General features: G+C 62.7%; 25 protein-coding genes. 6 read left to right on the top strand and 19 right to left on the bottom strand.

Translation table 11 applies throughout. From position 1 onward, the window contains the following. Positions 1-15 precede the first annotated feature (15 nt). The 9 genes from fliO to sfsA form a co-directional block, all read right to left on the bottom strand. Positions 16-906: a flagellar biosynthetic protein FliO gene (gene fliO, locus ACYQ00_RS05905; RefSeq protein ID WP_460031238.1), complete on the bottom strand. Its 891-nt coding sequence runs from the start codon at positions 904-906 to the stop codon at positions 16-18. 272 nt (positions 907-1,178) lie between these two features. Continuing rightward, positions 1,179-1,724, bottom strand: coding sequence for a flagellar motor switch protein FliN (gene fliN, locus ACYQ00_RS05900; RefSeq protein ID WP_460031237.1), 546 nt, complete (start codon positions 1,722-1,724; stop codon positions 1,179-1,181). Positions 1,725-1,816: 92 nt separating this feature from the next. Continuing rightward, positions 1,817-2,317, bottom strand: coding sequence for a flagellar basal body-associated FliL family protein (locus ACYQ00_RS05895; protein WP_460031236.1), 501 nt, complete (start codon positions 2,315-2,317; stop codon positions 1,817-1,819). Positions 2,318-2,335: 18 nt separating this feature from the next. Further along, positions 2,336-3,076 carry an OmpA/MotB family protein gene (locus ACYQ00_RS05890; RefSeq protein WP_460031235.1) on the bottom strand — a complete coding sequence of 247 codons (741 nt, stop codon included), beginning with the start codon at positions 3,074-3,076 and terminating at the stop codon, positions 2,336-2,338. Positions 3,077-3,078: 2 nt separating this feature from the next. Next, positions 3,079-3,933 carry an OmpA/MotB family protein gene (locus ACYQ00_RS05885; RefSeq protein ID WP_460031234.1) on the bottom strand — a complete coding sequence of 285 codons (855 nt, stop codon included), beginning with the start codon at positions 3,931-3,933 and terminating at the stop codon, positions 3,079-3,081. 18 nt (positions 3,934-3,951) lie between these two features. Beyond that, on the bottom strand, positions 3,952-4,713 hold the full coding sequence (locus ACYQ00_RS05880) for a flagellar motor protein (protein ID WP_460031233.1): 762 nt from the start codon (positions 4,711-4,713) through the stop codon (positions 3,952-3,954). Between the two features lie 17 nt (positions 4,714-4,730). After that, a complete protein-coding gene (locus tag ACYQ00_RS05875; protein ID WP_460031232.1) occupies positions 4,731-5,453 on the bottom strand; it encodes a YggS family pyridoxal phosphate-dependent enzyme in 723 nt (240 codons plus the stop codon). 120 nt (positions 5,454-5,573) lie between these two features. Continuing rightward, the gene (gene era / locus ACYQ00_RS05870) at positions 5,574-6,500 is read right to left on the bottom strand and encodes a GTPase Era (RefSeq protein ID WP_460031231.1); all 927 of its coding nucleotides are present in this window, start codon (positions 6,498-6,500) and stop codon (positions 5,574-5,576) included. 4 nt (positions 6,501-6,504) lie between these two features. Then, a complete protein-coding gene (gene sfsA / locus ACYQ00_RS05865) occupies positions 6,505-7,251 on the bottom strand; it encodes a DNA/RNA nuclease SfsA (RefSeq protein ID WP_460031230.1) in 747 nt (248 codons plus the stop codon). 76 nt (positions 7,252-7,327) lie between these two features. Between sfsA and ACYQ00_RS05860 the strand changes: the two genes are divergently transcribed. Genes ACYQ00_RS05860 through ACYQ00_RS05845 form a run of 4 tightly spaced genes read left to right on the top strand, consistent with a single transcriptional unit; the run spans position 7,328 to position 14,446 of the window. Continuing rightward, positions 7,328-8,503: a pyridoxal phosphate-dependent aminotransferase gene (locus ACYQ00_RS05860; protein ID WP_460031229.1), complete on the top strand. Its 1,176-nt coding sequence runs from the start codon at positions 7,328-7,330 to the stop codon at positions 8,501-8,503. 42 nt (positions 8,504-8,545) lie between these two features. Next, entirely contained in the window at positions 8,546-10,072 is a 1,527-nt protein-coding gene (locus tag ACYQ00_RS05855) for an ATP-binding protein (RefSeq protein ID WP_460031228.1), read from the top strand. A gap of 36 nt (positions 10,073-10,108) precedes the next feature. Beyond that, entirely contained in the window at positions 10,109-11,485 is a 1,377-nt protein-coding gene (locus ACYQ00_RS05850) for a sigma-54-dependent transcriptional regulator (protein ID WP_460031227.1), read from the top strand. 9 nt (positions 11,486-11,494) lie between these two features. Continuing rightward, entirely contained in the window at positions 11,495-14,446 is a 2,952-nt protein-coding gene (locus ACYQ00_RS05845) for a DEAD/DEAH box helicase (protein WP_460031226.1), read from the top strand. Between the two features lie 107 nt (positions 14,447-14,553). Here ACYQ00_RS05845 and ACYQ00_RS05840 read toward each other — a convergent pair whose 3' ends face one another. Further along, positions 14,554-16,047: a DEAD/DEAH box helicase gene (locus tag ACYQ00_RS05840; RefSeq protein ID WP_460031225.1), complete on the bottom strand. Its 1,494-nt coding sequence runs from the start codon at positions 16,045-16,047 to the stop codon at positions 14,554-14,556. A 313-nt stretch (positions 16,048-16,360) separates the two neighbouring features. Between ACYQ00_RS05840 and ACYQ00_RS05835 the strand changes: the two genes are divergently transcribed. Continuing rightward, positions 16,361-17,188: a flagellin N-terminal helical domain-containing protein gene (locus tag ACYQ00_RS05835; RefSeq protein ID WP_460031224.1), complete on the top strand. Its 828-nt coding sequence runs from the start codon at positions 16,361-16,363 to the stop codon at positions 17,186-17,188. Here the strand turns inward: ACYQ00_RS05835 and truA are convergent. From truA to fliJ, 3 genes are read right to left on the bottom strand one after another with little or no spacing between them, the layout of a single operon-like run. Next, the gene (gene truA / locus ACYQ00_RS05830; RefSeq protein WP_460031223.1) at positions 17,139-17,972 is read right to left on the bottom strand and encodes a tRNA pseudouridine(38-40) synthase TruA; all 834 of its coding nucleotides are present in this window, start codon (positions 17,970-17,972) and stop codon (positions 17,139-17,141) included. The genes ACYQ00_RS05835 and truA overlap by 50 nt on opposite strands. 12 nt (positions 17,973-17,984) lie before the next feature. Then, positions 17,985-18,548: a MotE family protein gene (locus ACYQ00_RS05825; protein ID WP_460031222.1), complete on the bottom strand. Its 564-nt coding sequence runs from the start codon at positions 18,546-18,548 to the stop codon at positions 17,985-17,987. After that, complete coding sequence (gene fliJ, locus ACYQ00_RS05820) at positions 18,535-18,981, bottom strand: flagellar export protein FliJ (RefSeq protein ID WP_460031221.1); 447 nt, start codon at positions 18,979-18,981, stop codon at positions 18,535-18,537. The genes ACYQ00_RS05825 and fliJ overlap by 14 nt, the downstream gene beginning before the upstream one ends. On the opposite strand from fliJ, the gene ACYQ00_RS05815 reads away from it, so the two are divergent. Beyond that, positions 18,941-20,287: a glycosyltransferase family 2 protein gene (locus ACYQ00_RS05815; protein ID WP_460031220.1), complete on the top strand. Its 1,347-nt coding sequence runs from the start codon at positions 18,941-18,943 to the stop codon at positions 20,285-20,287. The genes fliJ and ACYQ00_RS05815 overlap by 41 nt on opposite strands. Before the next feature lie 3 nt (positions 20,288-20,290). On the opposite strand, the gene aroE is transcribed toward ACYQ00_RS05815, so the two are convergent. The 6 genes from aroE to queA all read right to left on the bottom strand — a co-directional run bounded on the left by aroE (position 20,291) and on the right by queA (position 25,123). Further along, entirely contained in the window at positions 20,291-21,169 is an 879-nt protein-coding gene (aroE, locus tag ACYQ00_RS05810) for a shikimate dehydrogenase (protein WP_460031219.1), read from the bottom strand. Positions 21,170-21,209: 40 nt separating this feature from the next. Next, the gene (locus tag ACYQ00_RS05805; protein ID WP_460031218.1) at positions 21,210-21,773 is read right to left on the bottom strand and encodes a 2-oxoacid:ferredoxin oxidoreductase subunit gamma family protein; all 564 of its coding nucleotides are present in this window, start codon (positions 21,771-21,773) and stop codon (positions 21,210-21,212) included. After that, positions 21,773-22,585 (bottom strand): thiamine pyrophosphate-dependent enzyme, encoded by an 813-nt coding sequence (locus ACYQ00_RS05800; protein ID WP_460031217.1) that lies wholly within the window; start codon positions 22,583-22,585, stop codon positions 21,773-21,775. Before ACYQ00_RS05800 ends, ACYQ00_RS05805 begins: the two co-directional genes overlap by 1 nt. 21 nt (positions 22,586-22,606) lie before the next feature. Continuing rightward, complete coding sequence (locus tag ACYQ00_RS05795; RefSeq protein ID WP_460031216.1) at positions 22,607-23,668, bottom strand: 3-methyl-2-oxobutanoate dehydrogenase subunit VorB; 1,062 nt, start codon at positions 23,666-23,668, stop codon at positions 22,607-22,609. Further along, a complete protein-coding gene (locus ACYQ00_RS05790; RefSeq protein ID WP_460031215.1) occupies positions 23,665-23,910 on the bottom strand; it encodes a 4Fe-4S dicluster domain-containing protein in 246 nt (81 codons plus the stop codon). The genes ACYQ00_RS05795 and ACYQ00_RS05790 overlap by 4 nt, the downstream gene beginning before the upstream one ends. 97 nt (positions 23,911-24,007) lie before the next feature. Then, entirely contained in the window at positions 24,008-25,123 is a 1,116-nt protein-coding gene (gene queA / locus ACYQ00_RS05785; protein WP_460031334.1) for a tRNA preQ1(34) S-adenosylmethionine ribosyltransferase-isomerase QueA, read from the bottom strand. Between the last annotated feature and the right edge of the window lie 181 nt (positions 25,124-25,304).

The raw sequence follows: 25,304 nt of genomic DNA, 5'->3' as shown, positions 1-25,304 counted from the left end.
ACCCTGCGGAGGAGGCTAGAGATGCTCCTTGAGGCGGTCGGCAAAGCTGCGGAGCACGTTGTCCGGCGCTTCCGCCTGGGGCTCGCCGCGTTGCCCGTGGTGCAGCGGGGATGCTGCGGCGTTTCGTGGAGAGGTATCTGATTCGTCTGGTGCATGGTCGTCTTCCTGAATGTGCAGGCAGGTGATTCGGGTATCGGTCACCCCGAGCACAAGCTGCTTATTCAAGAAGCGGACCACCATGACGGATTTGCGGGGCCCCAGGGAAAGCGCGCTTTCCAGGACCAGCTGCCGGCCTTTTTGCCCGCCCAGTCCGGCGCGTGGCACGATCTTGCGGATGGCGTACAAGCCGCCGAACACCAGGGCCAGGATGAGGCACAATCCTCCCAAGGCCTTGAAATAACTATTCCAACCGATGGTCGGCATATTCAGCTCGCCGGGTTTTTCGGCTGCGCCTTTCATTTCGACCAAGGTGGAGGCGTTGTGGTCCGGGGTGGCTGTGGCAGGAGCCGGCGCAAGGGGGGTGGATTCTTCGACAGCTGCCCCGGCCGGCGTGGCCGCGTCGGTCAACGGCTGAGGCGTCGAATTATTGGCGCGTCCGGGTGCTTCGGGTTGATTCCCGGCCGGTGTGGCGGGGGGAGACACCTGTTGGGCGGCGTCGGGGTCCTCAGCATTTCCGGAATCCCGGGAGTGCTGGAGGGGGGCGGTCAGATTGGACTCGGCCAGCGCGGCGGCCACATCGCCGTCGGCCACCAGCAGCTGCGGCTGCTCTTGGGCCAGCGCCACGCCCGGCATCAGCAAGTGCAGCAGCAGCGCGCCGCACAGGGCGGGTCGCCGCCAGTGCAACACCATGCCGCTTGAAATGCAACGCCATACGCCACGGTTGCCTGGAACATCCATCTTGCGCATGAGACAGCCATCCGGAATTGATTGAGGGGACACACCACCGCACGCGGATGCCGAAGCCTGACAGCTGGTGCGGCGTGTCTGCACGGTGCCACCAGCGGCGGTCCCGGTCAAGACGCCACCCCTGGCGTGTTTTGGAGAAGATGGAACAAGGCGGAGGGAAGGAAGACCGCGCAGGCAGCAACATCCCTTCCCTCCGCCTCGTTGCGGACGCACGGTGCCAGCCCCGGGTTATTGGCGGGAAGCGCCGGCGCAGCTCGCGTGGCAGCGGGCTGCTATCCCAGCTGCTTGACCCGCTCAATGGGGCTGATGATGTCCGTGAGGCGGACACCGAATTTTTCGTTGATGACCACCGCTTCGCCGCGGGCCACCAGTTTACCGTTGACGTAGATTTCCAGCGGTTCGCCAGCCAGTTTGTTCAGCTCCACCACGGAGCCCTGGCCCAGCTGCAGGAGTTCGTTGATCAGCAGGCGGGTACGGCCCAGTTCGGCCGAAACATCCAAGGGAATGTCGAGGATGAAGTCCAGTTCCCGGCGGGAGCTGTCCACGCGCGGGCTTTTGGCTTCTTCCGTCAAATCCTTGAAGTCCGCCTTTCTGGCTTGCCGGGAGAGCCGGTCCTGATCGCGACCTTTCTTGACCTTGTCCCCTTCGTCCTCGGCCAGGGCGCGGGCCCACTCTTCGGCCAGGGCGTCGTCGCTGGCGCCGCCTTTGGCGCCGGACAGCACATCCATGGGGTCGTCATCAAGGCCGGTGTCGTCCTGGTCGGCAAGGGCCGCGGCCCATTCTTCGGCCAATTTGTCCTGATCCATGTCGTCACTCATGGGAAATGCTCCGCTCTTTCGCCGCGTCGATGTACACGCGGAAATACTGTCATGTTGAGGTGAATCGCCGCAGCGTCAACGCTGGGGCCGGATTACTGAATCACCATGTCCGTGAAGTACACGTTGCGCACTTTCGCGCCACCCAGAATCAGGTTCAGGCGCTCCACGATTTCCTTTTTCAGCACCAGCTTGCTCTCGAAGGTGGACAAGTCAGCATAGGTTTTGCTGGAGAGCAGCAGGATGATGGCATCGCGGATTTTGGGCGTTTGCTTGTTCAACTCCTCGGCCGCCTGCTTGTTGGTCACTTCCACGTCCAAGGTCATTTTAAGATAGCGCCGGCCCAGGGGATCAGCCAGATTGACCAGGAACGTGGGCAGGGTGACCACCTGCGTGTCTCCGGGAGGGGCTTCCGTCGGGGCGGATTGACCTTCTGCCTGCTGCGCCGGCGCGTCCGTGGTGCTGCCTTGGGGGGCAAAGAATTTTGTGTAGGCAAAGTACCCCCCGCCGCCCAGCACCAGCAGCAGCACCAGAATGATAATCCACTTGAGCTTTCCGCCTTTTTTCTTCGGCTGTTCTTCATCAAAGTCTGGCACGTGCGCCTCTCCTTGTCGCTAGTAGCCGCGGAAGAACGGCGTGGTTTTGACGAGAATTTCAACCCGGCTCCGGCCCAGCATGCCGGTCGGGTCGTCCGCAGTGGTTTTTGGGGCGTCCTGCGGCCGGTCCTGTCCGTAACATGACACTGAGAACCTAGAGTTATGCATTTTACGTTCCAACAACACTTGCAGTACGGCTTCAGCACGCTGTTTGGACAAGGCGTACTGATCGTCCGCGTTCTTGTCCAGGGGGCCGGTATGCCCTGCCACATTGACCGGGGCATCCATGTACATGAGCACTTCGCCGATATGGTTCACCACGGCCTGCAGTGGGGGCGTAAGCTGGGCCTCGCCCGGCCGGAAGAGCAGCCCGTCGCTGAGCACCAGGGCTATCCCTTCAGGGCGTTGCAATACCGCAATGTTCTCCAGCAGCGTGCTTCTGTCAATCTCGGGCGGGAGAATGTCGTGCGGGAAGAGCAGATCCTTGAATCGATTCGGTTTGTCCATGATGGACATGGGCTCTTCCAGCAGGGTGACAATCAGTTGGATTCGCTGCGGCACCTTGCCTGCACCGCGTTGCGTCAAGTGCCCGATGGTGTTGGAATACAGGTTGACCCTGGTGATGATGGAGTTGTCCATGGAGCTCATGGTCAGCAGCAACACAAAGAAGGTCAGGAGCAGGGTGGTCAGGTCGGCAAAGGTCACCAGCCAGGAGCCTTCGTTACCACCGCCGGATTTCTTTTTTTTGCGGGGAGGCATGGTCAGTTCCCCTCGCCCTGTTGGCCGTTCCGCTCGATGGGGTTGCGGATTTCAAAGCGGAAGTCCTTGAATTCGAACACGCCACGCAGGGCGCCGGAGCTTCTGCCTTCTGCGGTGGGCGTGGCCAGCACGCGGTTCCAGCTGGCGTTGCGCTTGTCCAGAACAATGTCCACCCGGCGGTTCATGCGGCGCCCCTGGGCGGTCTGGTTGGAGTAGATGGGCCGGAACTGCCCAAAGGCCTCCATATATAATTTATCCGAGCTCATGCCACGGGAAAGCAGGTACCGGTACATGCTCAGTCCGCGCTCCAGGGAGAGGTCCCAGGAAAAATCCAGGGCCGAGGCATTGGCGGAGATGGTGTAGTCGGCAATTTCCTCCCGGCCCAGGGAAGTGTGCGCGGCCAGCAGCAGCGGTTGCTCGATACGCAGCAGGACGGGCAGGATACGGTCGATGACTTTTCTGCCGCGTTCCGTGAGCTCCGTGCTGCCGGGCTCAAAGAGCACATCGGCCGTCAGGGAAAGCACTTCGATAAATTTGTTGGACCGGAAGTTCAGGTCATCTTTCATGTCTTCCCAGAGCATGTCCTTCATTTGCTCCAGGGAGGGCACATCTTCCATGGGGCCGGGCTCCACGGTTTTTTTGGCGTCCTTGGTGGCCCGGGCGTCAATGCCTTGTTCGCCCAGACCAAACTGCCCGTATACCGAACCCAGGGTGACCAGCTTGCGTTGTTCGTCCAGGGTGGCCATGCTCACCAGCAGCACGAAGAACGTCAGCAGCAGCGTCATCAAATCGGTGAAGGTGATCATCCAGGCCGGAATCCCCCCGGCTGGCTTCTCCTTTTTTTCGCGCTTGGCCACCGCAGGTGCTCCCTTTCCCTATGCGGGCTGCGGCCGCATCTTGGGCGCGATGTAGCTGGTGAGCTTTTCTTCGATGATCCGGGGGTTCTCGCCCTTGGAAATGGCCAGAATCCCTTCCATGATCATGGCGCGGACCAGCACTTCCTCCTTGGACCGGTGCTTGAGCTTGCCGGCAATGGGCAGGAACACCAGGTTCGAGAGAATGGCGCCGTAAAAGGTGGTGATGAGCGCCACTGCCATGGACGGGCCGATGGTGGACGGGTCACTCATGTTCTGCAGCATCATGATCAGGCCGATAACGGTGCCGATCATGCCCATGGCCGGCGCAAACGAGCCGAAGGCGCCCATGATTTCCGCGCCGCTTTCGTGGCGTTCTTCCAGGTAGGAGATTTCGGTTTCCAGGATTTCCTGAATGGCCTGGGGCTCCAGCCCGTCCACGGTGAGCTGCAGGCCCTTGCGCAGGAAGATGTCATCAATTTCCTTGATGATCGGCTCCAGGGAGAGGATGCCTTCGCGCCGGGCGCGGTTGGCGTACTCCATGAACTGGGCGATGACATCCGCCGGGGACTTGGGCTTGGTGAAGAAGGCGTGCCTAGCCACCCCCATGACCGTGGTCACGGTCTTGAGCGGGTAATTGATGAGCACGGCGCCGACGGTGCCCCCGGCCACGATAAGCACGGACGGGATGTCGATGAAGGTCATGAGGGACCCGGCGGTCATGATCGCCGAGACCACCAGACCGAATGAGAGGACCATCCCGATGAATGAGGCCAGATCCATGGCCGAAACTCCTTCCCTTACGTCGTCTTCGTGCCGGGGCGTTCCCCGAAAATTGCGGTACCGATGCGCACCAGGGTGGCCCCCTCGGCCACAGCCTGGACAAAATCATGCGTCATGCCCATGGACAACTGCGGCAGGGCGCGGCCCAGGGCGTTCTGCACGCGGTCGCGGCAGGTGCGCAGCTGGGCAAAAAAGGGCCGCACTGCTTCCGGATCATCCAGCCAGGGCGGCAGACACATCAGGCCGTCCAGCCTGATACCGCCATGGGCCGTGTCTTCCAGGGCCTGTACCTGCCGGGCCACGGATTCCACGTCTTCCGGGGCCAGGCCGTGCTTTTGCACCTCGCGCCCCACATTCACCTGCAAGAGCACAGGCTGCAGCAGGCCCAATTCCTGGGCATGCTTATGCAATAAGGTTGCCAGTTTTACAGAGTCCACGGCGTGGATCAGCGCAAAACGTCCTGCAGCGTCCCTGGCCTTGCGGCTTTGCAGGTGCCCGGTAAAATGCCACTGGATGGACAAATGGGCCAAAGCGGCCTGCTTTTCCTGGAATTCCTGCAGATAATTCTCGCCAAATGCAGTGCAGCCGGCTGCGGCGGCCTGGGCCACTGCGGCGGCGGGATGAAACTTGGAGACGGCTACCAGCGTCACCTCTGCCGGATCGCGGCCTGCTGCGATGCAGGCCGCGTCAAGTTCCCGGCGGATGGACGCAACATTGCCGGCAATGAAGTCGTATTGCATGGACTGTCCTTGGTTGCTGCGGCGAACAGCCGGATTACGACGCGCCTCGGCGTTCGGTCCGACTGTACCGATGCGCGAACTGGCTTGTTACAGCATGCATGGCACCCGCAATACGGGACGTTACTGCTGGTAGCCGAGCTCCCGGAGCATGGTGGGGTTTTCGGTCCAGTCTTCCTTGACCTTCACAAACAGTTCCAGGTGCACCTTGGCCTCCAGCAGTTCCTGGATTTCCTCACGGGCCAGCATGCCGATTTCCTTGAGAGTCTGCCCCTGGCGGCCGATGACCATGCCCTTGTGCGCCTCGCGCGCCAGATAGATCACGGCGCTGATGCGCGTGAAGCCCGTGGCGGGATCTTCTTCCCACTGTTCGATATCCACGGCCACGCCATAAGGCACTTCCTGCCGGAGCTGCAGAAACAGCTTCTCCCGCACGATTTCCGCCGCCAGAAAGCGGACCTGGGCCGTGGAGATCTGATCCTCGGGAAACAAGGGCTCGGATTCCGGCAGGTGCGCGGCAATGCGCTCCAGCAGCCGGTCCAGGTTGGTCTTGCGCACGGCGGAGACGGGAATGATCTCAGCTTCTGGAAACAGCGCGGCGGCTTCTTCCAAGAGCGGCAGGAGCCGGCCCTTGTCCTTGACCAGGTCCACCTTGTTCAGCACCACCAGCAGCGGCAGGCCCGAGGACAGCAGCGGGCCCTTGATCTGCGCCACCTGCGGCGCGAGCCCGTCCGCCTTCACGGCCTTGGCCGCGTCCAGGCAGGCCACGGCCACGTCGGCCTCGTGCAGGCTCTGCCAGGCCGCCTGCAGGAGCGCCTTGTTCAGCCGGCCCTTGCGCTGGTGGATGCCCGGCGTATCGAAAAACACGATCTGCAGGCCCGGAACGGTATGGATGCCGGTAATCTGCGTGCGTGTGGTCTGAGGTTTGGGGGTGACGATGGCCAGCTTCTCGCCAATGATGGCGTTGAGCAGGGTCGATTTGCCCACATTGGGCGGCCCGATGAGGGCGGCCATGCCGGCGCGATGCGGGGAAATTGCAGCGTGTTCCATGCGCTCATGTTTGCCTGGAACCCGTCGGTTCCGCAAGGGGCAGCCGCGTGTCAAGCCCGATTCCCTGCGGTGAGACCGCGGCCCGCACAGGCCAGATTTCCACCCCTGCCGCCACCGCCATCCAGAAGGTTTCCGCAAAGGCCGGATCAATGTACTCTGCCGGGCCAAAGCAACGCCCGTCCGGCCGCTGGATGCAGCAGAACACCGCGGCGCGTTCGCCTCGGGCCACCCGGTCTATGAGCACTTCCAGATGCCCGCGGCCGCGGGTGGTCACGGCGTCCGGAAAGGCGGCCACCTCGTCTTCCACCAGTGTCACGTTCTTGGCCTCCACCCACAAGGGCGGGGCGTCCGGTCCCATCAGCAGCGCGTCAATGCGGCTTTCCCCGCAGGGCGCCTCGGGCCGCAGCAGGGTGTAGCCCTCCAGGGCGGCGAACTGCTGCAGCACCCCGGCGTGAAAGGCCCTGGCCAGCAGGCGGTTGGGAGTCAGGGTGTTGACGCCGACCCAGCCGGCCGGCGTTTCGAGCATCTCCAGGGTCCATGGCAGCTTGCGTTTGGGCGAGGGGGCAGGGGAGATGACCGCCCGCCGCCCGGCCCGCACCAGCCCGACCATGCTGCCGGAGTTGTTGGTGTGGACCCAGAATTCGGTTTCGCCGTCATGCACCAGCACAAGAAACCGCTTTTCCCGACGGATGAGGGTCACGATGCGGGAGCCGGAAGGCAGGGGGAGCAGGGGAGAGACAATGTTCGACATTTACGGTGCCATGCTTTTTGATTATCCTTGTCCGGGCCACAGGATTTTTTCCACCTACCACACAAGGATTGATCCAATGCGTCTCGCAGAGCGTCTTCAGGTCGTCAAGCCGTCCGCCACGTTGGCCGTCAGCGCCAAGGCCATGGCCCTCAAGGCTCAAGGCAAGAAGATCATCAGCCTCTCCGTGGGCGAGCCGGACTTCAACACCCCCGCCCATGTCCGGGAGGCCGCCAAGGCCGCCATCGACCAGAACTTCACCCGCTATACCCAGGTGGCCGGCATTCCTGAATTGCGCGCGGCCGTGGGCGCCTACTACAAAAAGTTCTATGACGTTGAGGTGCCGGGCAAGCAGGTGGTGGTCACCAACGGCGGCAAACAGGCCCTGTTCAACTACTTCCAGTGCGTGCTCGATCCGGGGGACGAAGTGCTCATCCCTGCACCGTACTGGGTCAGCTATCCGGACATGGTGGCCCTGGCTGGCGGCGTGCCGGTGATTGTGGACACCCTGGCCGAGCATGACTACAAGATCAATCCTGCGGATATCATGCGCCACACCGGCCCCAGGACGCGCTGCCTGGTGCTCAACTCGCCCTCCAACCCCACCGGCGCCACCTACACCCAGGCCGAACTGGATCTGCTGGTAGAAACCTGCATCGAAAAGGGCATTCTGATCATTTCGGATGAGATTTACGACCAGCTGGTCTTCTCGCCCTACAAGCCGGCCTCGTGCGCCAAGTGGTTCAGCAGCCACCCCGAGCTGATCTCCATCACCAACGGCCTGGCCAAGAGCTTTGCCATGACCGGCTGGCGGATGGGCTGGCTGGTGGCGCATCCGGATATCATCGAAGCCATGGACATGGTCCAGAGCCAGTCCACTTCCAACGTGTGTTCCATTGTCCAGAAGGCCGCGCTGGCGGCCCTGACCGGGCCCTGGGACGAGGTGGAGGCCATGCGCGCGGCCTTTGAACAGCGGCGCAACATGGTCATGGACATTATCAGCTCCTGGAAAGGCGTGGTCTGCCCCATCCCTGCCGGGGCATTCTACGCTTTTCCTGACGTTTCCAAGTATTATGACGGCCGTTCGCCGGATTCCGTTTCCCTGTGCAACCGGTTGATGGAAGAGGCCGGCGTGGCCCTGGTGCCAGGCGAGGCCTTTGGCGCGCCGCGTTGCGTGCGCATTTCCTACGCCCTGGATGAAGCCACCCTGCGCACGGCGCTGGACGCCGTGGCCAGGGGTCTGGGCGCCGCCTAGCCGCAGGCAGTGCACGCGCCCTCATTGTATACCCCCCATTCCATGTCAGACACTCAACATTCCTCTGGCGCGGCTTCCGAACACGGGAGCCGCGCTCCGCTTTCCAAGGTTGCACCCGGCCCCGGGGCTGCTGTGGGGCAGGATGCGTCCACTGCTTCTTACAGCGTCGCCAAATATCTTATCTGGACCTCCCTGGCTGTGACCTTTCTGGCCGGGCTGGTGCTGGCCATCGTCATCGCCAATCAGGCCCGGCAGACGCTCCTGGCCAAGCAGCAGGATTTTGGCCTGCTGCTGGCCCAGAATCTGAACCACCAGATCTATCGCCGCTTCATTCTGCCCACCCTGGTGGGCTTCGGCCGGGTGGAGTTGCGGGAAAAGGCCCAGTACGAGCGGCTGGAGAGTGTCATCAACTCCACCATCCATGGCCTGAACATGCTGGAGCTGCGCATTTACGACCTGGATGGCTACGTCTCCTACAGCACCGAGCGTGAGAACGTCGGCCGGCAGGATTTGATGACTCCGGATGTGAAACGCGTGGCCGACCGCGGCGAGCCGATCTTTGCCGTGGGCCAGCGCGAGGATGTGCCCTTCTGGTCGCCCTGGCTGGTGGCGCCCAAGGCCGGGCAGATGGTCATGAAGATGACCTACCCCCTCCGTGTGGCCTCTGATCTGACGGATCTGGATGACGACGTGCACAACGGGACGCTGGTCGGCGTGCTGGAGATTTACCAGGATATTTCCGGCGTCTACAAGACAGTCATCCGCTTTCAGTGGATTATCATCCTAAATTCCCTGGGTATTTCCCTGCTGTTGTTCCTGGTGTTGCTCATGCTCATCCGCCGGGTGGACAAGATCAACGCCCAGCGGCTTTCGGAAAAACAGCGCCTGGAGCGCGAACTGCACCAGAACGAAAAGCTGGCCAGCATGGGCCGCATGGTGGCTTCCATTGCCCACGAGATCCGCAACCCCCTGGGCATCATCCGCAGTTCTGCCGAGTTGCTGCTCAAAAAACAGGGCGACGAGAACAGCCTGCACGGCCGCATTCTCAAGGCCATTTACGACGAATCCAAACGGCTTTCCCAGATTGTCAGTGATTTTCTGGATTACGCCCGGCCCAAGGCGCCCAAGCAGGAGCCTGTGGATCTGGCTTCTGTGCTTGACCAGGTGCTGGTCTTTCTGGAACATGAATGCCGCAAGAACGAGGTCCGGGTGGACCGGGCCATCGACGACGGCCTGCACCTGGCTGGCGACAAGGACCTGCTGTATCGCGCCTTCTACAACATCGTTTCCAACAGCCTGCAGGCCATGAACGGTCCGGGAACCATCACCGTGGCTGGCCAGCGCCAGGGCGACGCGCTGGAAATTGTGATCCAGGACAGCGGCCCGGGCATTGATCCGGGCATCATGGACAAGCTGCTGGATCCGTTCTTCACCACCAAGGACCATGGCACCGGCCTGGGGCTGGCCATCACCAACGGCATCTTCCAAAGCCATGGCGGCCAGCTGAAGCTGGAAAACGCCCCGGAAGGGGGCGCCCGCGCCATTGTCCGGCTGCCGGCCGGATCCTGAGGCGCCTGCGGCCTGATTCTGAACGCCTGGAGTCTTATGTCGACGAACATTCTGTGCCTGGATGACGAGCCCAACTACCTGCTGGTGCTGGAAGCCATGCTTTCCGACGCCGGCTATTCCGTGACCGCGCTGTCGGACCCGGAAACCGCCCTGGCCTACCTGGATGAGTCTGACGTGGACGTGATCATCACGGACATGAAAATGCCCAAGATGACCGGCCAGGATGTGCTGGAGCACGCCAAAAAAAATCATCCCCACATCCCGGTGATGATCATGACCGCCTTCGGCTCCATCGAAGGCGCCGTGGAGGCCATGAAAATCGGGGCCTTCGACTACATCACCAAGCCCTTTTCCAACGAGGAGCTGCTGCTCTCGGTCTCCAAGGCCATGAAGATGAGCGCGGCCCAGCGGCAGTATCGCATTCTCCAGGAATCCTTGGAGGAACGCTACGGCCTGCATCAGATCATCGGCCGCTCCAAACCCATGCGCGACGTGCTGGCCATGGTGGACCGGGCCGCCCCTTCGCGCTCCACGGTGCTCATCACCGGCGAATCCGGCACCGGCAAGGAGCTGGTGGCCAAGGCCATTCATTTCTCCTCGCCACGGCAGAAGAACCCGTTCATCTCCGTCAACTGCATGGCCCTCAACCCCGGCGTGCTGGAAAGCGAACTCTTCGGGCATGAAAAGGGCTCCTTCACCGGCGCCGTGGCCCGCAAACGCGGCCGTTTTGAGCTGGCGGACACGGGCACGCTCTTTCTGGACGAGATCGGGGAACTCTCCCTGGAGACCCAGGTCAAACTGCTCCGGGTACTCCAGGAGCGGACCTTCGAGCGCGTAGGCGGCTCGGAACCCATCGAGGTGGATATCCGCATCGTGGCCGCCACCAACAAGGATCTGCTGGAATCGGTCAAACAGGGCACCTTCCGCGAGGACCTCTACTATCGCCTGAACGTGGTCCAGATCCACCTGCCCCCCCTGCGGGAGCGCCGGGAGGATATCCCCCTGCTGGTGGCGCATTTCATCAAAAAATATGCTGAGTTCAACAGGATGCCGGTCAAGGCCGTCACCCCGGACACCATGGAGTACCTGAGCGCCTACGAGTGGCCGGGCAACATCCGCCAGCTGGAAAACGTGGTGGAGCGCTGCATGGTCCTGGCCACGGGCGAGACCGTGGGCGTGGAAGATCTTCCGCCGGAACTCAAGGACGAGGAAAGCCAGTTCAAAAGCGCCGTGGATTTGCTCCCCGCGCGCCTGGACCTGGCTGATACCCTGGAAAAGATCGAGGCCGCGCTCATCCGCCGGGCGCTCATCCGCAATGACTTTGTGCAGACCAAGGCCTCGGACGCCCTGGGCATCTCCAAGAGCCTGATGCAGTACAAGCTGAAAAAGTACAAGATTTCCACCACGGTGTAACAGGAAATCATGGCAGCAGAGACGTCCCCGCTTCCGCAGTCTTCTGGAGCGGATGCGCTTTTTCCCGACCCGGCTGACGCCGTGCGGGACTATGTGGAGAAGCTCAAGGCCTCGCCCAGGCTGGGGCCGCAGGTGGTCTGCCACAAGGTGTTTCCGGAGCGGGAGGCCGTCACCGCGGCCACGGTCCGCCCCTGGCCCAGAGCCGTGCAGGAGGTTCTGGCCCGGCGTGGGGTGGAGGCGCTCTTCAGCCATCAAGCCCTGGCCACGGACACCCTGCGCATGGGGCGGCATGTGGTGGTGGCCACGCCCACAGCTTCGGGCAAGACCTACACCTACAACCTGCCTGTACTCGAAGCCTGCCTGACCGACTCAGACGCCCGGGCCCTCTATCTCTTTCCCCTCAAGGCCCTGGCCCAGGACCAGCTGAAGACCTTTCGCGGCCTCACGGAACACTGGCCCAAGGAGGCCCGCCCCACCGCAGCCATCTACGACGGCGACACCTCCGCCCATTTCCGCAAGAAACTGCGCGATGACCCGCCCCGGGTGCTGCTCTCCAACCCGGAAATGCTGCATCTTTCCTTTCTGCCGTACCATGACAAGTGGGCCGCCTTCCTGGCTTCCCTCAAGTATGTGGTGGTGGACGAGGTGCATACCTACCGCGGGGTGATGGGCTCGCACATGGCCCAGGTGTTCCGGCGCTTGCGACGGGTCTGCAGCCGCTATGGCGCGGCCCCTTCCTTTTGTTTCTGCTCGGCCACGGTGGCCAATCCCGTGGAGCTGGCCACGCAGCTGACAGGCATTGAGCCCGCCGCGGTGCTGGAATCCGGCGCGCCCCAGGGGCTGCGCCACATGCTTTTTCTGAATCCCCTGGACGGCGCCACCCAGGCCGTCATCCAGCTGCTGCAGGCGGCCCTGCATCGCGGGCTGCGGACCATCGTCTATTCCCAGTCCCGCAAGATGACCGAGCTGCTGAGCCTGTGGGTCCAGCAACGGGCCGGCAAGTACAAGGGCCGCATCAGTGCCTACCGGGCCGGCTTTCTGGCGGAAGAACGCCGGGACATAGAGGCCCGCATGGCCTCGGGCGAGTTGCTGGCGGTGATATCCACCTCGGCCCTGGAGCTGGGTATCGACATCGGCGGGCTGGATTGCTGCATCCTGGCCGGCTACCCCGGCACGGTGATGCAGACCCTGCAGCGCGGCGGCCGCGTGGGCCGGGCCCGGCAGGAGAGCGTGGTGGTCCTCGTGGCTCAGGAAGACGCCCTGGACCAATACTTCATGCGTCATCCCGAGGCTTTTTTCTCCAGACCGCCCGAGGCGGCCGTGCTCAATCCGCACAATCCGGTCATCCTGGGCCGCCATCTGGAGTGTGCGGCCGTGGAACTGCCACTGGAAGACGGCGAGCCCTGGCTGGCCGATCCCGAAGTGGCCGCGGAAGCCAGACGTCTGGAAGCCACCGGCAGGCTGCTGCGCTCCAAGGACGGCTCCCGCCTGCACTCGCCGCGCAAGAATCCGCACCGGGAAATCGACCTGCGCGGGGCCGGCGGGAACTACACCATTGAAATGGCCGAAACAGGCACGATCATAGGCCATGTGGATGAGCACCGGGCCTTCAAGGAAACCCACCAGGGCGCGGTGTATCTGCATCGCGGCCAGAGTTTCGTGGTCACGCACCTGGATGTGGCCGGCCGGCAGATCATAGCCGCGCCCAGGAAGGTAGATTACTTCACCCGCACCCGAGGCAGCAAGACCACGGAAATCCTGCAGGTTCACGCCCAGGCCACGGTCTTTGGCACGCGCATGTTCCTGGGCCGGCTCAAGGTCACGGAAAGCGTCTCGGGCTATGAGAAGCGCAGTGTCCATGGGCAAAAACTCCTGACCATCGTGCCCCTGGATCTGCCGCCTTTGTTGTTCGAGACAGAAGGAATCTGGTTCGAGATTCCCATGGCCCTGCAGCAGGAGGCCGAGGGCCGATTTCTGCATTTCATGGGTGGCATTCACGCCCTGGAGCATGCGGCCATCGGCATGCTGCCCCTGCTGGTGATGACTGACCGCAACGACCTGGGCGGCATCTCCACGCCCATGCATCCCCAGGTGGGGTTGCCGGCGGTGTTCATTTACGACGCCGCGCCCGGCGGGGTGGGGCTTTCACGCCAGGCCTTTGCCGAGGCAGAGACGCTCTTTACCCGCACACTGGAGGCCATAGCCGGCTGTCCCTGCGAGACGGGCTGCCCTTCCTGCGTGCATTCGCCCAAATGCGGCTCCGGCAACCGGCCCATCGACAAGCACGCGGCCCTGTTTTTGTTGGAGCGGCTGATCCATGGCGCGCCGCCGCCGGCGGACATGCCCGGCCCCAGCCTGGCCCCCACCGCCATTGCGACCTCCTCGACATCTGAAATCCCCAAGGAAGCCCCCATGTGTGCAGCTCCTGCCCGGTACGGCGTGCTGGATGTGGAAACCCGCCTCGGTTCCGAAGACGTCGGCGGCTGGAAGCATATCGCCAAAATGGGTGTATCTGTGGCCGTGCTGTATGACAGCCTGGACGATCAGTTCCACAGCTTCACCCAGGAGGAGCTGCCCGAGCTGTTTGAGCGCCTGCGGGCTCTGGATCTGGTCATCGGCTACAACCTGAAGCGCTTTGACTACACGGTGCTGCAGCCTTTTGCCGACTATCCATTGCACACCCTGCCGACCCTGGACATGCTGGAGGTGGTGCAGCAGCGCCTGGGCTACCGGCTCAAGCTCGATACCCTGGCCCAGGCCACCCTGGGCGCGGAAAAGAGCGCCGATGGCCTGCAGGCCCTGGCCTGGTGGAAGGAAGATCGTCTGGATCTGATTGAGGAATACTGCATCAAGGACGTGGCCCTGACCCGCGATTTGTACCACTACGGCCGCGAGCACGGCTACCTGCTCTTCACCAACAAGGCCAAACAGGTGGTGCGGGTGCCGGTGGCGTGGCAGTAGCGGCAGTGCGTTGCAGACCAGGATTCCACGTGAAACAAAAAAAGGGGAGCCGCCAGTCATGGCGACTCCCCTTTCGTTATGGTATTATTTCAGGGAAATGAACTGCGTTACTGAGCCGAGGTGGCATGTGCGGGGCGGCCGCCGGGACGGCGATTGCCCTGGCCTTGCCGGCCCGGTTGTCCTTGGCGATTGCCCTGGCCCTGCTGATTCCCACGGCCCTGGGTCTGACGGCTCGGGCGAGCCTGGCCGGGGCGCTGCTCGCGCTGTTCACTATTGGCGGTCTGTCCGGCAGAGGGGCTGGCATGGGAGCCATTGCGTCCGCCGTTGCGGCGCTGCTGCTCACGAGGCCGGTCCGAGGCCCGATCAGGACGCTCGAACCGTTCCCTGCGGGCGCCGCGTTCGTCGAAACACTCCGCCGGCTGTGCGGTCTGTGCAGACTGCGCAGCCTGTGCAGACTGTCGCGGCGCGTTTTCCACGACGCAGTCGCAGTGCGGGAAGTGTCCGCGTTCGATGCGGCAGCCCAGGGCGCGCTCGATGTCCTTCATCTGGCGGCGGTCGCTCTGGGTCATCAGGGTCACGGCCATGCCGGAACGTTCGGCGCGGCCGGTGCGGCCAATGCGGTGGGTGTACGCCTCGGCAGTGTCCGGCGGATCAAAGTTGATGACATGGCTGACACGCTGACAGTCAATGCCGCGGGCGGCGATGTCTGTGGCCACCAGGACGCGGTACTTGCCGCTCTTGAAGCCGGACATGGCCTCCTGGCGCTTGTTCTGGGACATGTTGCCCTGCAGGGCGATGACGGTCAGGCCCTTGCCGCCCAGCTTCAGCGCCAGGGATTTGGCGCGGTGCTTGGTCCGGGTAAAGACGATGACGCTTTCCGCATCCGGGTGGGTGAGCATGGCTTCCAGCACGGCGTGCTTGTGGCCATCTTCCACGGGGTACACGGTGTGGGACACGCTGGCCGCCGGTGCGGTGTTGGAGACTTTGACCACATGCGGGTTTTCCATCATGCCTTCGGCCAGGGAACGGATCTGCGAGGGCATGGTGGCGGAGAAGAGCAGGGTCTGGCGCTCCTGGGGCAGCCGGGCCAGGATGTTCTTGATGGCCGGGAGAAAGCCCATGTCCAGCATGGTATCGGCCTCGTCCAGGACCAGGGTGTTCACGTGGGAGAGATCTGCCACGCGCTGGTCCAGAAGATCCAGCAGCCGGCCGGGGCAGGCCACGCAGATGCTGGCCCGGCGCAGGGCTTTGACCTGACCGAACTGGCCCACGCCGCCGATAACTGTGGCGCTGCGAAAGCCGGTGTGGCGACCCAGGGTCTGGATATCCTGATGAATCTGGACGGCCAGTTCGCGGGTGGGGGCCAGCACCAGGGTCCGGACGGGGCCGTCCTTGCGCACGCCGGCTTCCAGCATGCGGTGCAACAGGGGCAGCACAAAGGCTGCGGTCTTGCCCGTGCCCGTCTGGGCCAGGCCGATAACATCGCGCCCTTCAAGCAGGGCAGGGATGGCCTGAGCCTGAATGGGCGTGGCCGAGACGTAGCCGGCATCGCGCACGCCGGCCATGATTTGCGCGTGCAGCGCAAATGCTTCAAAATTCACAAAAAGCTCCTACGATTGGAGAAGAGAGAGCGCCGCCGGCGTGATCACGGGCAGCGCGCCGCTTGGGCGGCAGGCGATGAACGGACTCTGAAGACGAGGATTCTGTCGCGGCGGTGTCACGCCGGCCCGACGAGTGGGAGGCGTCGAGAGAGGGGCTCGTGTTCAATCACGCTGAGCAATCACCAGTATACACATTCCTGGACAGAAGGGAAGAGGAATTGTTTCCGCAATCAAAATTTTCTGCCTAAAGATTCCCGCGTGCTGTGCCGATAGGCACCGTACAGCCCATTTCTAACGGTTCGGGGGGTCTGCCATGGCCATTTCCAAGGTGGAGCAGTACCTTGTGTATGATACGTCGCAGCAGCTGCTGGAGCAGGATCTGCTGACGAACATGCTTTTTTATGGCGGCAGCGTCGGCAAATCCCTCCGGCAGATGGTGCTTTCCTCGCAGCAGGTCCAGCCGTTGACCAATCCGTACGACGAAGCCATCACCGGCTCCTTGCGGGCCGATGCCCGCACCACCATGCAGAATTCCAAAAACGTCGCCGAGGCTGCCTCCATGGTGGGCATTGCCAAGACAGGCGTGGATGGGATTCAGAGCTCTTTGGAAGAGATGCAACAGATTATTGCGGATATTAACAGCGGGAAGCTCAACGGCTCGGACGCCACGGTGCAGGGCAACTACAACGACTTGAAGGCCAAGATTCTCGGCTATATTACAAATACAAGTTATAATGGCATTTCCCTGCTCGATAACTCCAAGTGGGACACCTCGCAAATAGATGCCAATGGCAATGTGTATATTCAGGCGTTCAAGAACGGTGGATTCAACGTCCAGTTCACCGCGGTGAAAAGCTCTGATTTTTCTGCGTTGTCTGGCGCCTCTCTGGCCAATGGTCCCGACCGAGCCACGCAATTGTCCCTGCTGACCAGCCTGTCCTCCAGCATCACCAGCCTCAGTGACCGGTACAACTCCCGCCAGACCAGCCTGACGTATCAGGCAGACCAGCTCAAGGCGCAATCCGAATTGCTGGATCAGGCTGTGGAGGCCCGGCGCCAGACGCCAACCTTGTCCGAGGAAGATGCACTGCTCAATCTGATTCTGAAGGCTGCGGGCTCGCTGCTGGACGAGACGAGCTGAGGGCAGGGCGGAAGAAGATTTCTTCCAGGGTCAACCCCTGGGCCTGGGCGCAACAGGGCGCATTCATGCGTTCGCGGCTGGCCAGAATCTCGGGCACGGCGTCTGGCGAAAGGCGTTTGAGGCCGATATCCCGCAGGCATCCCATGATGTTGCGCACCATTTGCTTGAGAAAGCCCGAGGCCTCGATGTGCCAGACGCTTTCCAGCGCATGCTCGGCGCCGCTGGAAACGCGTTCAAGTCTGGTTATCGTGCGAACAGTGCCTTTGACTGCGCTGCCGGCATTGCAGAAGGCGGCAAAGTCATGCTCTCCTACAAAATGTCTGGCGGCCTGGTCCATGCGATCCAGGTCCACTTCTCCTGTCATCCACACATACGGCCTGCGTTGCGGGAGCACAAAGCGCCGGGAATGCCAGAACCGGTAGGCGTAGCGCTTGGAGACGGCATCAAACCGGGCATGAAAATCCGGGGCGGCCCATTCCGCCCGTACCACCTGCACGTCCTTGGGCAAGAGCCCGTTCAGGGCCAGTTGCCAGTCCACACGTTGCTTGTGTTCCGGGATGTCCAGGTGGCAGACCTGCCCCAGGGCATGCACGCCGGAGTCCGTGCGGCTGGAGCCATGGACGCGGATGTGCTGTTCACAGATCGTCCGTACCGCGTCTTCCACCACACCCTGGACGGTGCGCTGGGCCTTGCCGTGCAGTTCCTGAGCCTGCAGCTGCCAGCCCTGGTAGCGGGTGCCTTTGTAGGCCAGCGTCAGTTTGAGTCTCCGGGATGCCTGTTCCATGCCGCGTAGCTGTTAGAACGGGACCTGCATTCTGGTCAACTGTTCAGAGAGCTTGGCCGCTTTTTCCGCCCCGACAAAAGTCAGGATTTCGCCAGCCTGTCTGCCGCGCATGCCCGCCAGAATTTTGACGGCGATGTCCTCATTCAGGGTTTCGATAACCGCCGCGGCCTGCTTGGCCTTCATGTTGGTATAGACGTCGATCAGATGGCGCAGCTTTGCGTCGCGGGTCTCCTTGGCCTCGGTGAGCATCTGTTCGATGCGCCCCTGCGTTTCCTGCAGTTTGGCCAGCTTGGCGTCCAGCTCCTGCTCCAGGGTCTTCAGGGCCATTTCCCGGCGTTCCAGCTCTTCCCGGCGTTCCTTGAGGCTGGCCAGGGTGTCTGCCGGCTGCTGGGCTGCTTCGGCCGGCTGCTGGGCATAGGCAGGATTCAGGAATTCACGCGTGATGGCAGCGCGGATGCCGGAATGGGTCTGTTCCTGCTGAGAGCAGGGCAGGTCGGGAATGAGCATGGTACCCAGCACGGCCGTCTTGATCATGATGGCCAGGAGCAGCAAATGGATGACTTTAGAGATCCGCATGCTTGAAGCGAATGGTCGCCGTTTCATCGAGTTGCTTGCGTTCCTGGATCTGTTCTTCTTCCGCATGGCGAATACCCTGCCGCAGTTTCAATTTTTCTAGTAGCTTGACGGCCTTGGCCCGCTCCACCAGTGCTCGCCGTTTGGCGTTGAGCTCCTTGGCGAGCTGCAGCATGACCGATTCCGCTGCTTGCACGTCACGTTCCAGGCTGAACGTATACATCTGGTTCAGCCAGAAATCGTCCTTGTTGACACCTTGTTTGCATCGCTGCAGCCAGTAGTCTTTGTGGAATGCCAGCTTGCTGCGCGCCGCTTCGGTCACGGCAACCTGCTTCTGGTACCTGGCTTGCGCCTGCGCCATTTCCAGTCGCGCCTGCTCTTCCTGCTGCTGGCGGATGTCCAGCACGCGTTGCAGAGAAAACCGAAATGGCGCCACAGTTCTGCTCCAGATTCAAGGCTTGTCAAAACACATAATCCCGTTTTCTCCCTTAGCAAGAGTTGGACCAACAGCGGATAACTTGTCTTCCGGCCAGGAATGGCATACCCACAGCGGCCAGGAGGCGCGCATGATTGTCTGGATATTGACATGTTTTCTGTTTCTGGCCGTGCCTGTGATGTTATGGGGACTGGGCCGCCGGGTGGTGTTGGCGGGGCATCCCGCCGCTGCTGTGCGACACCGGCCGGGCTGGCCCATGCGGCGCCCTCCGCGTGCAGTGTTGATCATCCCCATGACTGGCGCTTCTGCTACAATGGATGCTGCGTTGCAGACCTTGGTGCGACAGGAATATCCCGGTCATGAAGTCATTCTGGTTACCCAACAGGAAGCCGATCCTGCCACGGCTGTAGCCCGGCAGCTTGCCGCAACTCATGCCCACGTACGCCACGTGCTGGCTGGCGACGCCGTGCGGTGTGGCCAGAAGACGCATAACCAGCTGGCGGCCCTGGCCACCGTGCCGGACGAGGTGCAGCTGTTCGCCTTTTGCGATGCCTCCCACCTGGCGCAACCCAATTTTCTGGCCGCCCTGTTGGAGCCGCTGCTGTGCCAAAAGGCTCGCGTGGCCACCGGGTATCATGTGGTCCTGCCCCACGATGCGCGGCCTGGAACCCTTGGTCAGGCGCTTGTGGTCCTCGCGCTGCATGCCCTGCAGGCGATTCCCGGGGTGCGGCAACCCTGGGGGGGCGCCCTGGCCATGACCAGAGCCGCCTTTGACGACCTGCAGGTGGCGGCGTTGTGGGGCACCAATGTAGTAGACGATGTGTCCCTGGCTGGAAGGCTTGCTGCCCGCGGCGAGCATCCAGCCTTCGCCCCGGCGGCCTGTCTGGTCACGCCCCTGGCGCAATCAGTTTCCGGCTGGTGCGCCTGGCTCACCCGACAGCTGGCCTATCCCCGATTCATCATGTTCGGCACCTGGCTGGGCATTGGGGTAGGGCTGTTTGCGCTCTCCGGTCTGTTCCTGGCCATCACGGCTGCTGCCGTGGGATTTCCGGCCGGCTTGGTACCGGTGGCCTGGGGGCTGCCAGCGACGAGTGCGGTGGTGCTGTTGCTGCTCGTCCTGCGGCAGCTCGCCACGTTGTTGCCAGAGCGGCCCGCGCTGGTGCCCTGGTTGTGCGCCGGCGCCATGACCCTGCCCCTGGCCAGCTGGTGTGTTGTGCAGTCTGCCCGGTCCCGGGTAATGCGCTGGCGACATCGGGCGTATGTGGTGGGGCCGGGCGGGCGGGTGGAGCGGATACTCGACGCGTAGCGCTCAGCTCTTCTCGCGCAGGGCCTCCAGCAGCAGCTGCCGGGCCGGTTCCCAGGGAAAATGCGCACCCGTCCAGCGGAAAAACTGGCACTGGGCCTGACCAAGGAACATGCCCAACCCCTCAACCGCCCTGGCGCCGGCGGTTCTGGCGTCCAGCAGAAACTTTGTTCTGAGGGGATTGTACACCAGATCATACGCCGTGCGTACACCGGTCCAGGCATTTTCTGTTTCGGCAAGATCCGGCCAGGGCGAAAGGTCCTTGCGCTCCCCAGCCATGCCCAGGGGCGTGGCATTGACCAGCAGGGAAGCGCCAAACCGGGTACGGTCTTCCCAGTGGATCAGTTTCACGTGAAACTTTTCAGCCAGCGACCGGGCGCGTTCCGGATTGCGGTTGGTGATGCCGATATCCGGCACGCCCAGAGCCTTGAGCCCGGCCAGTGCCGCCCGGGCCACGCCGCCAGCACCGAGGACCAGTGCGGTTTCGGGCAACGGCTGGTCGCGCAGTGGTGTCAGAAAGCCTTCCACATCGGTATTGTCGCCCCAGAGTTGGCCGTCCTGCCAGAAGAGCGTATTCACGGCGCCCACCTGTTGGGCAAATGGCGTCAGGGTGTCCAGAAACGGCATGACCGCTTCCTTGTGCGGAATGGTCACGGAAAGGCCGTGCACAGGCAGGGTGCGCACGGCCGTGATCAGATCCGGCAAACGTTCCGGCGCAAGCTCCCAGCGGCAATAGACCCCGGAGACTCCTGCCTCGCCCAGAGCCCAATTGTGCAACACAGGGCTGAGCGAATGGCCCAGGGGTTGGCCGATGATGCCAAGCAGCAGGGCCGGCGAATCCGGCAAGGGAGTGGGAAAGCGCTGCAGTGGCGTGGGCGTCGTCACGTCGGAACGTCTTGTTTGGTTGATGTTCTGGGAGCCGGCCTCAGGCAGTTGCCAGGGCCGCGTCCGCTGTTTCCCAGCCCTTGGCCAGGGCCTCGGCATTGGCCGGGATGAGCTTGGCGTAATGCGCGGCAATGACGTTGGGCAGCGCCTTCTGGACAGTATCCAGGGAAATGGCCTCCGTGGCCCGCAGCCAGGCGCCCAGGGCCACCATGTTGGCCATGCGCACATTGCCCAGGCTGTCCGCGATTTCGTTGGCCGGCACGGGCACGATGCGCAGTCGGGCTGCGTCGCCCAGGGTTGGATCCACCAGGGAGGAATTGATCACCACCACGCCCTTGTCTTGCACCGTGGGCTGGAACTTGTGCAGAGAGGGCAGGTTCATGATGATGCAGCTCAAGGGGCGCTTGATAATGGGCGAGCCAATGGGCTCGTCGCTGACCACGACGGTGCAGTTGGCCGTGCCGCCGCGCATTTCCGGCCCATAGACCGGAATGTAGGTGACGTGGTAGCCAGCCTCCATGCCGGCGTAGGCCAGGAGGTTGCCGATGAGCATCACGCCCTGGCCGCCGAAGCCGGCGATGATGGCGTCGAGATACAGGGCCATTAGGCATCACCTCCCGGCAGGCTGCAGGCAGGGTCGTGGGCGTCGTCCTTGAACACACCCAGGGGGAAGTAGGGGATCATTTCCTTTTCCACCCGCTCGTTGGCTTGCAGGGGCGTCATGCGCCAGTTGGTCGGACAGGCCGAAAGCAGCTCCACAAAGCCGAAGCCCCGGCCATCCAGCTGGCACTTGAAGGCCGCCTTGATGGCCTTTTTGGCCTCGATGATGCGCTTGAGGGAGGTGGTGGCCACGCGGGCGCTGTAAGCCACGCCGCCCAGCCCGGCCATGATCTCGGCCATGCGCAGGGGGAGGCCTTCGGTGGAGGCGCAGCGGCCGGCGGGGCTGGTGGTGGTCTTCTGGCCGGGCAGGGTGGTGGGGGCCATCTGGCCGCCCGTCATGCCGTACACCGTGTTGTTGACGAACACGATGGCCAGTTTTTCCCCGCGGTTGGCGCAGTGCATGGACTCGGCCAGGCCGATGGAGGCCAGGTCGCCATCGCCCTGGTAGGTGAAGACGAAGTTGTCCGGCCGGGCCCGCTTGACGCCCGTGGCCACGGCGGCAGCGCGGCCATGGGGGGCTTCGATGGTGTCCAGATGCATGTAATTGTAGATGAACACCGAGCACCCGATGGACGACACACAAATGGTGTTGTCCACCACCCCGAGTTCTTCAAGCACCTCGGCCACCAGACGATGGGCAATGCCGTGATGGCAGCCGGGGCAGTAATGCATGGGCCGGTCTGCCAGCACCTTGGGCAGCGGGGCCACTTCGGTATAGCCCTCCTGAACGAGGGCGGCAGGGTCGAGAATCGTCATGATGTCGCTCCCGTGCGTGCGCTAGGCCTTGGCGGCCAAAGCGTCCAGAATGGGCTGGATGAAGTCGTCCGGATTGGGCAGGTTGCCGGGCATGTGGCCGTGGAAGGCCACTTCGGCCTTGCCGGCCAGGGCCAGGCGCACATCCTCCACCATCTGGCCGCAGTTCTGCTCGATGGTCAGGAACCGGCGGCCCGGCACGGCCAGGGCCTGCAGCTGGGCGATGGGGAATGGATAAAGCGTCACCGGCCGGGCCACGCCCACTTTGTGTCCCTGTTTGCGGAGCAGGCTGGCGGCACTCCGGGCGATGCGGCCGATGGTGCCGAAGGCCACGATGACCAGGTCGGCGTCGTCCGTATCCACGGTTTCCAGCCGGGCCAGGGGCTGCATGGCCTTGTAGCGCTCCTGCAGCTTGATGTTGTGCCCGGCCAGGGCGCCGTCATCCAGGAACAGGGACTTGAGCAGCCGCTCGGGGCGCCCCTTGGCGCCATCCAGCCGCCAGTCCTGACCCTGGGTTTCGTCGAGCGTTGGCGTCCAGGGGGTGACGGGTTCTTTCATCTGGCCCAGAATGGCATCGCCCAGGACCATGACCGGCACGCGCCAGGTATAGGCGACGTCAAAGGCTTCGATCATGTGGTCATAGGCTTCCTGGCAGGTGGCCGGGGCGAGGACGTAGCACCGGTAGTCGCCGTGCCCGCCGCCTTTGACGGCCTGAAAGTAATCGCCCTGGGAGGAGCCGATATCGCCCAGGCCAGGACCGCCGCGGACCATGTTCACAATCACGCCGGGCAATTCTGAGCCGGCCATGTAGGAGATGGCTTCCTGCATGAGGGAGACGCCCGGGCTGGAGGAAGACGTGAAGGCCCGCACGCCGCAGGCCGCCGCGCCGAGCAGCATGTTGGCCGCACCGACTTCGCTTTCAGCCTGGACGAACTGCCCGCCAGCCTTGACAATTTCCGAAGACATCAGCTCCGGAATATCGTTTTGCGGGGTGATGGGGTAGCCGAAGTAGCAACGGCAGCCGGCAGCCAGGGCGCCATAGGCCACGGCCTCGTTGCCTTTGAGAAACTTGCGTGCTTCGCTCATGCCTGTTCCCCTCCCGCCGGCGTGGATTTTTTCGATTTCATGCGAAAGACCCGGATGGCGAAATCGGGGCAGATGCGGGCGCAGGCCGCGCAGGCGGTGCAATCGTCCTGGCGGGCGACCTCCACCACCTTGTAGCCCTGCTGGTTGAACCGGGCGGACTGGGCCAGCACGTCCTTCGGACAAGCGACGGTGCACAACAGGCAGCCTTTGCAGCGCTCCTCGTTGATCAGCACTTGATGCATGGAATTTTCCTGCTGGGGGTTTCCGGTGTCGGCCGATGCGGCCGTGGACCTGCTCTGTACATCAAAACGCCACGAAGGCAAAGCCGGCCCGCGGTAGTTATAAAATGCACATGGCGTCGCCGTAGGAATAGAATCTATATCCTGCTGCAATTGCTTCGGCATAGGCCTGCTTCATGAAGCTGGTCCCGGCCATGGCACAGACGAGCATAAACAGCGTGGATCTGGGTAAATGGAAGTTGGTGATCATATGATCGACCACACGCAACTCCTTGCCAGGATACAAAAAAATATTCGTCCATCCTGCATGGCCGCGCAATTCCCCGCAAGCCTGCCACACACCTTCCAGAATCCGGCAGCTGGTGGTGCCAATGGCCACGATGGGGCGGCCCTCCCGCTTGGCTCGGGCAATGACCCCTGCGGCATCGGCAGACAATTCCACAAACTCATGGTGCATGGCGTGCGCGGAGATGTTGTCCACCCGCACGGGGCTGAAGGTGCCGTAGCCTACGTGCAGGGTGGCTTCCACCCAGGTCATTCCTTTGTCCAGGCAGGCCTGGCGGATGGCCGGAGTCATGTGCAGGCCGGCGGTTGGCGCGGCCACGCTGCCCAGTTTGTCATTCCGGGCGTAGATGGTCTGATAGCGCTCCTGGTCTGTCGCTTCGGCAGCGCGCTCCAGGTACGGCGGGAGGGGCAGCTCGCCTATTTGCTCCAGAATATCCTCCAGCGCTCCCTGCCAACGCAGCAGTACATCCGCCATGCCGAATTCGCCTTCCTGGAGCATTTCGGCTGTGAGGTTCTCGGAAAAGCGCACGAGCTGCCCGGCCCTTGGCCGCTTGGCCGCCCGGAGAAGGGCAGAAGCCTGCGCCGTTTTCCATCCCCCCTTATCCACAGCCGCCTCCTGCTCCAGCAGAGGGAGCGGCGTCAGCAACAGACATTCCACCCTGCCACCGGTCTCCTTGGCGCCGTGCAGCCTGGCGCGGGCCACTTTGCTGTTGTTGACCACCAGGATACTCTCTGGCGGCAACAAGTCCGGAAGATGCAAGATGGAATGATGCGCCAGGGAAGAGCCGGCCCGGTTACACACCAGCAGGCGCGCCTGCTCCCTGGACGCCGGGGGGTATTGAGCGATGGACGCCTCAGGCAGAAAAAAATCGTAGGCACTTAACCGCAACGGATCTTCGGCTGCGGCAGCGTGAAGGTCTGTTTCAAGCATGTGCTGGGACAATGGGAGGTTCCTGCAGTGTTGTAGTGTTTGGTGTTGTGAATTTTCAGTAAGATATTTTTACAAAATACGGCTTGGAAATTTTCTGAATATTGTTTAGATATTCTCAAATTGGATTCGAGGAGAGACCTGTCTCATGGGCCGTGCGTTTTCGCAGCGTTATCATCGCTTC

It is taken from the genome of Megalodesulfovibrio paquesii (assembly GCF_054653055.1).
The sequence above is the reverse complement of the archived record's forward strand: the minus strand, read 5'-3'. Positions and strand labels throughout refer to the sequence as shown.

What these genes read in the sequence shown, in the direction of transcription:
- ACYQ00_RS05815 (WP_460031220.1), top strand. Translation starts at nt 18,941, where the DNA reads ATGTCCAGCACGCGTTGCAGAGAAAACCGAAATGGCGCCACAGTTCTG.
- ACYQ00_RS05855 (WP_460031228.1), top strand. Translation starts at nt 8,546, where the DNA reads ATGTCAGACACTCAACATTCCTCTGGCGCGGCTTCCGAACACGGGAGC.
- ACYQ00_RS05890 (WP_460031235.1), bottom strand. Translation starts at nt 3,076, where the DNA reads ATGCCTCCCCGCAAAAAAAAGAAATCCGGCGGTGGTAACGAAGGCTCC.
- ACYQ00_RS05800 (WP_460031217.1), bottom strand. Translation starts at nt 22,585, where the DNA reads ATGACGATTCTCGACCCTGCCGCCCTCGTTCAGGAGGGCTATACCGAA.
- ACYQ00_RS05795 (WP_460031216.1), bottom strand. Translation starts at nt 23,668, where the DNA reads ATGAGCGAAGCACGCAAGTTTCTCAAAGGCAACGAGGCCGTGGCCTAT.
- ACYQ00_RS05845 (WP_460031226.1), top strand. Translation starts at nt 11,495, where the DNA reads ATGGCAGCAGAGACGTCCCCGCTTCCGCAGTCTTCTGGAGCGGATGCG.
- ACYQ00_RS05850 (WP_460031227.1), top strand. Translation starts at nt 10,109, where the DNA reads ATGTCGACGAACATTCTGTGCCTGGATGACGAGCCCAACTACCTGCTG.
- era (WP_460031231.1), bottom strand. Translation starts at nt 6,500, where the DNA reads ATGGAACACGCTGCAATTTCCCCGCATCGCGCCGGCATGGCCGCCCTC.
- ACYQ00_RS05805 (WP_460031218.1), bottom strand. Translation starts at nt 21,773, where the DNA reads ATGGCCCTGTATCTCGACGCCATCATCGCCGGCTTCGGCGGCCAGGGC.
- ACYQ00_RS05825 (WP_460031222.1), bottom strand. Translation starts at nt 18,548, where the DNA reads ATGCGGATCTCTAAAGTCATCCATTTGCTGCTCCTGGCCATCATGATC.
- ACYQ00_RS05880 (WP_460031233.1), bottom strand. Translation starts at nt 4,713, where the DNA reads ATGGATCTGGCCTCATTCATCGGGATGGTCCTCTCATTCGGTCTGGTG.
- fliN (WP_460031237.1), bottom strand. Translation starts at nt 1,724, where the DNA reads ATGAGTGACGACATGGATCAGGACAAATTGGCCGAAGAATGGGCCGCG.
- queA (WP_460031334.1), bottom strand. Translation starts at nt 25,123, where the DNA reads ATGCTTGAAACAGACCTTCACGCTGCCGCAGCCGAAGATCCGTTGCGG.
- ACYQ00_RS05790 (WP_460031215.1), bottom strand. Translation starts at nt 23,910, where the DNA reads ATGCATCAAGTGCTGATCAACGAGGAGCGCTGCAAAGGCTGCCTGTTG.
- ACYQ00_RS05875 (WP_460031232.1), bottom strand. Translation starts at nt 5,453, where the DNA reads ATGCAATACGACTTCATTGCCGGCAATGTTGCGTCCATCCGCCGGGAA.
- ACYQ00_RS05835 (WP_460031224.1), top strand. Translation starts at nt 16,361, where the DNA reads ATGGCCATTTCCAAGGTGGAGCAGTACCTTGTGTATGATACGTCGCAG.
- truA (WP_460031223.1), bottom strand. Translation starts at nt 17,972, where the DNA reads ATGGAACAGGCATCCCGGAGACTCAAACTGACGCTGGCCTACAAAGGC.
- fliO (WP_460031238.1), bottom strand. Translation starts at nt 906, where the DNA reads ATGCGCAAGATGGATGTTCCAGGCAACCGTGGCGTATGGCGTTGCATT.
- sfsA (WP_460031230.1), bottom strand. Translation starts at nt 7,251, where the DNA reads ATGTCGAACATTGTCTCTCCCCTGCTCCCCCTGCCTTCCGGCTCCCGC.
- ACYQ00_RS05860 (WP_460031229.1), top strand. Translation starts at nt 7,328, where the DNA reads ATGCGTCTCGCAGAGCGTCTTCAGGTCGTCAAGCCGTCCGCCACGTTG.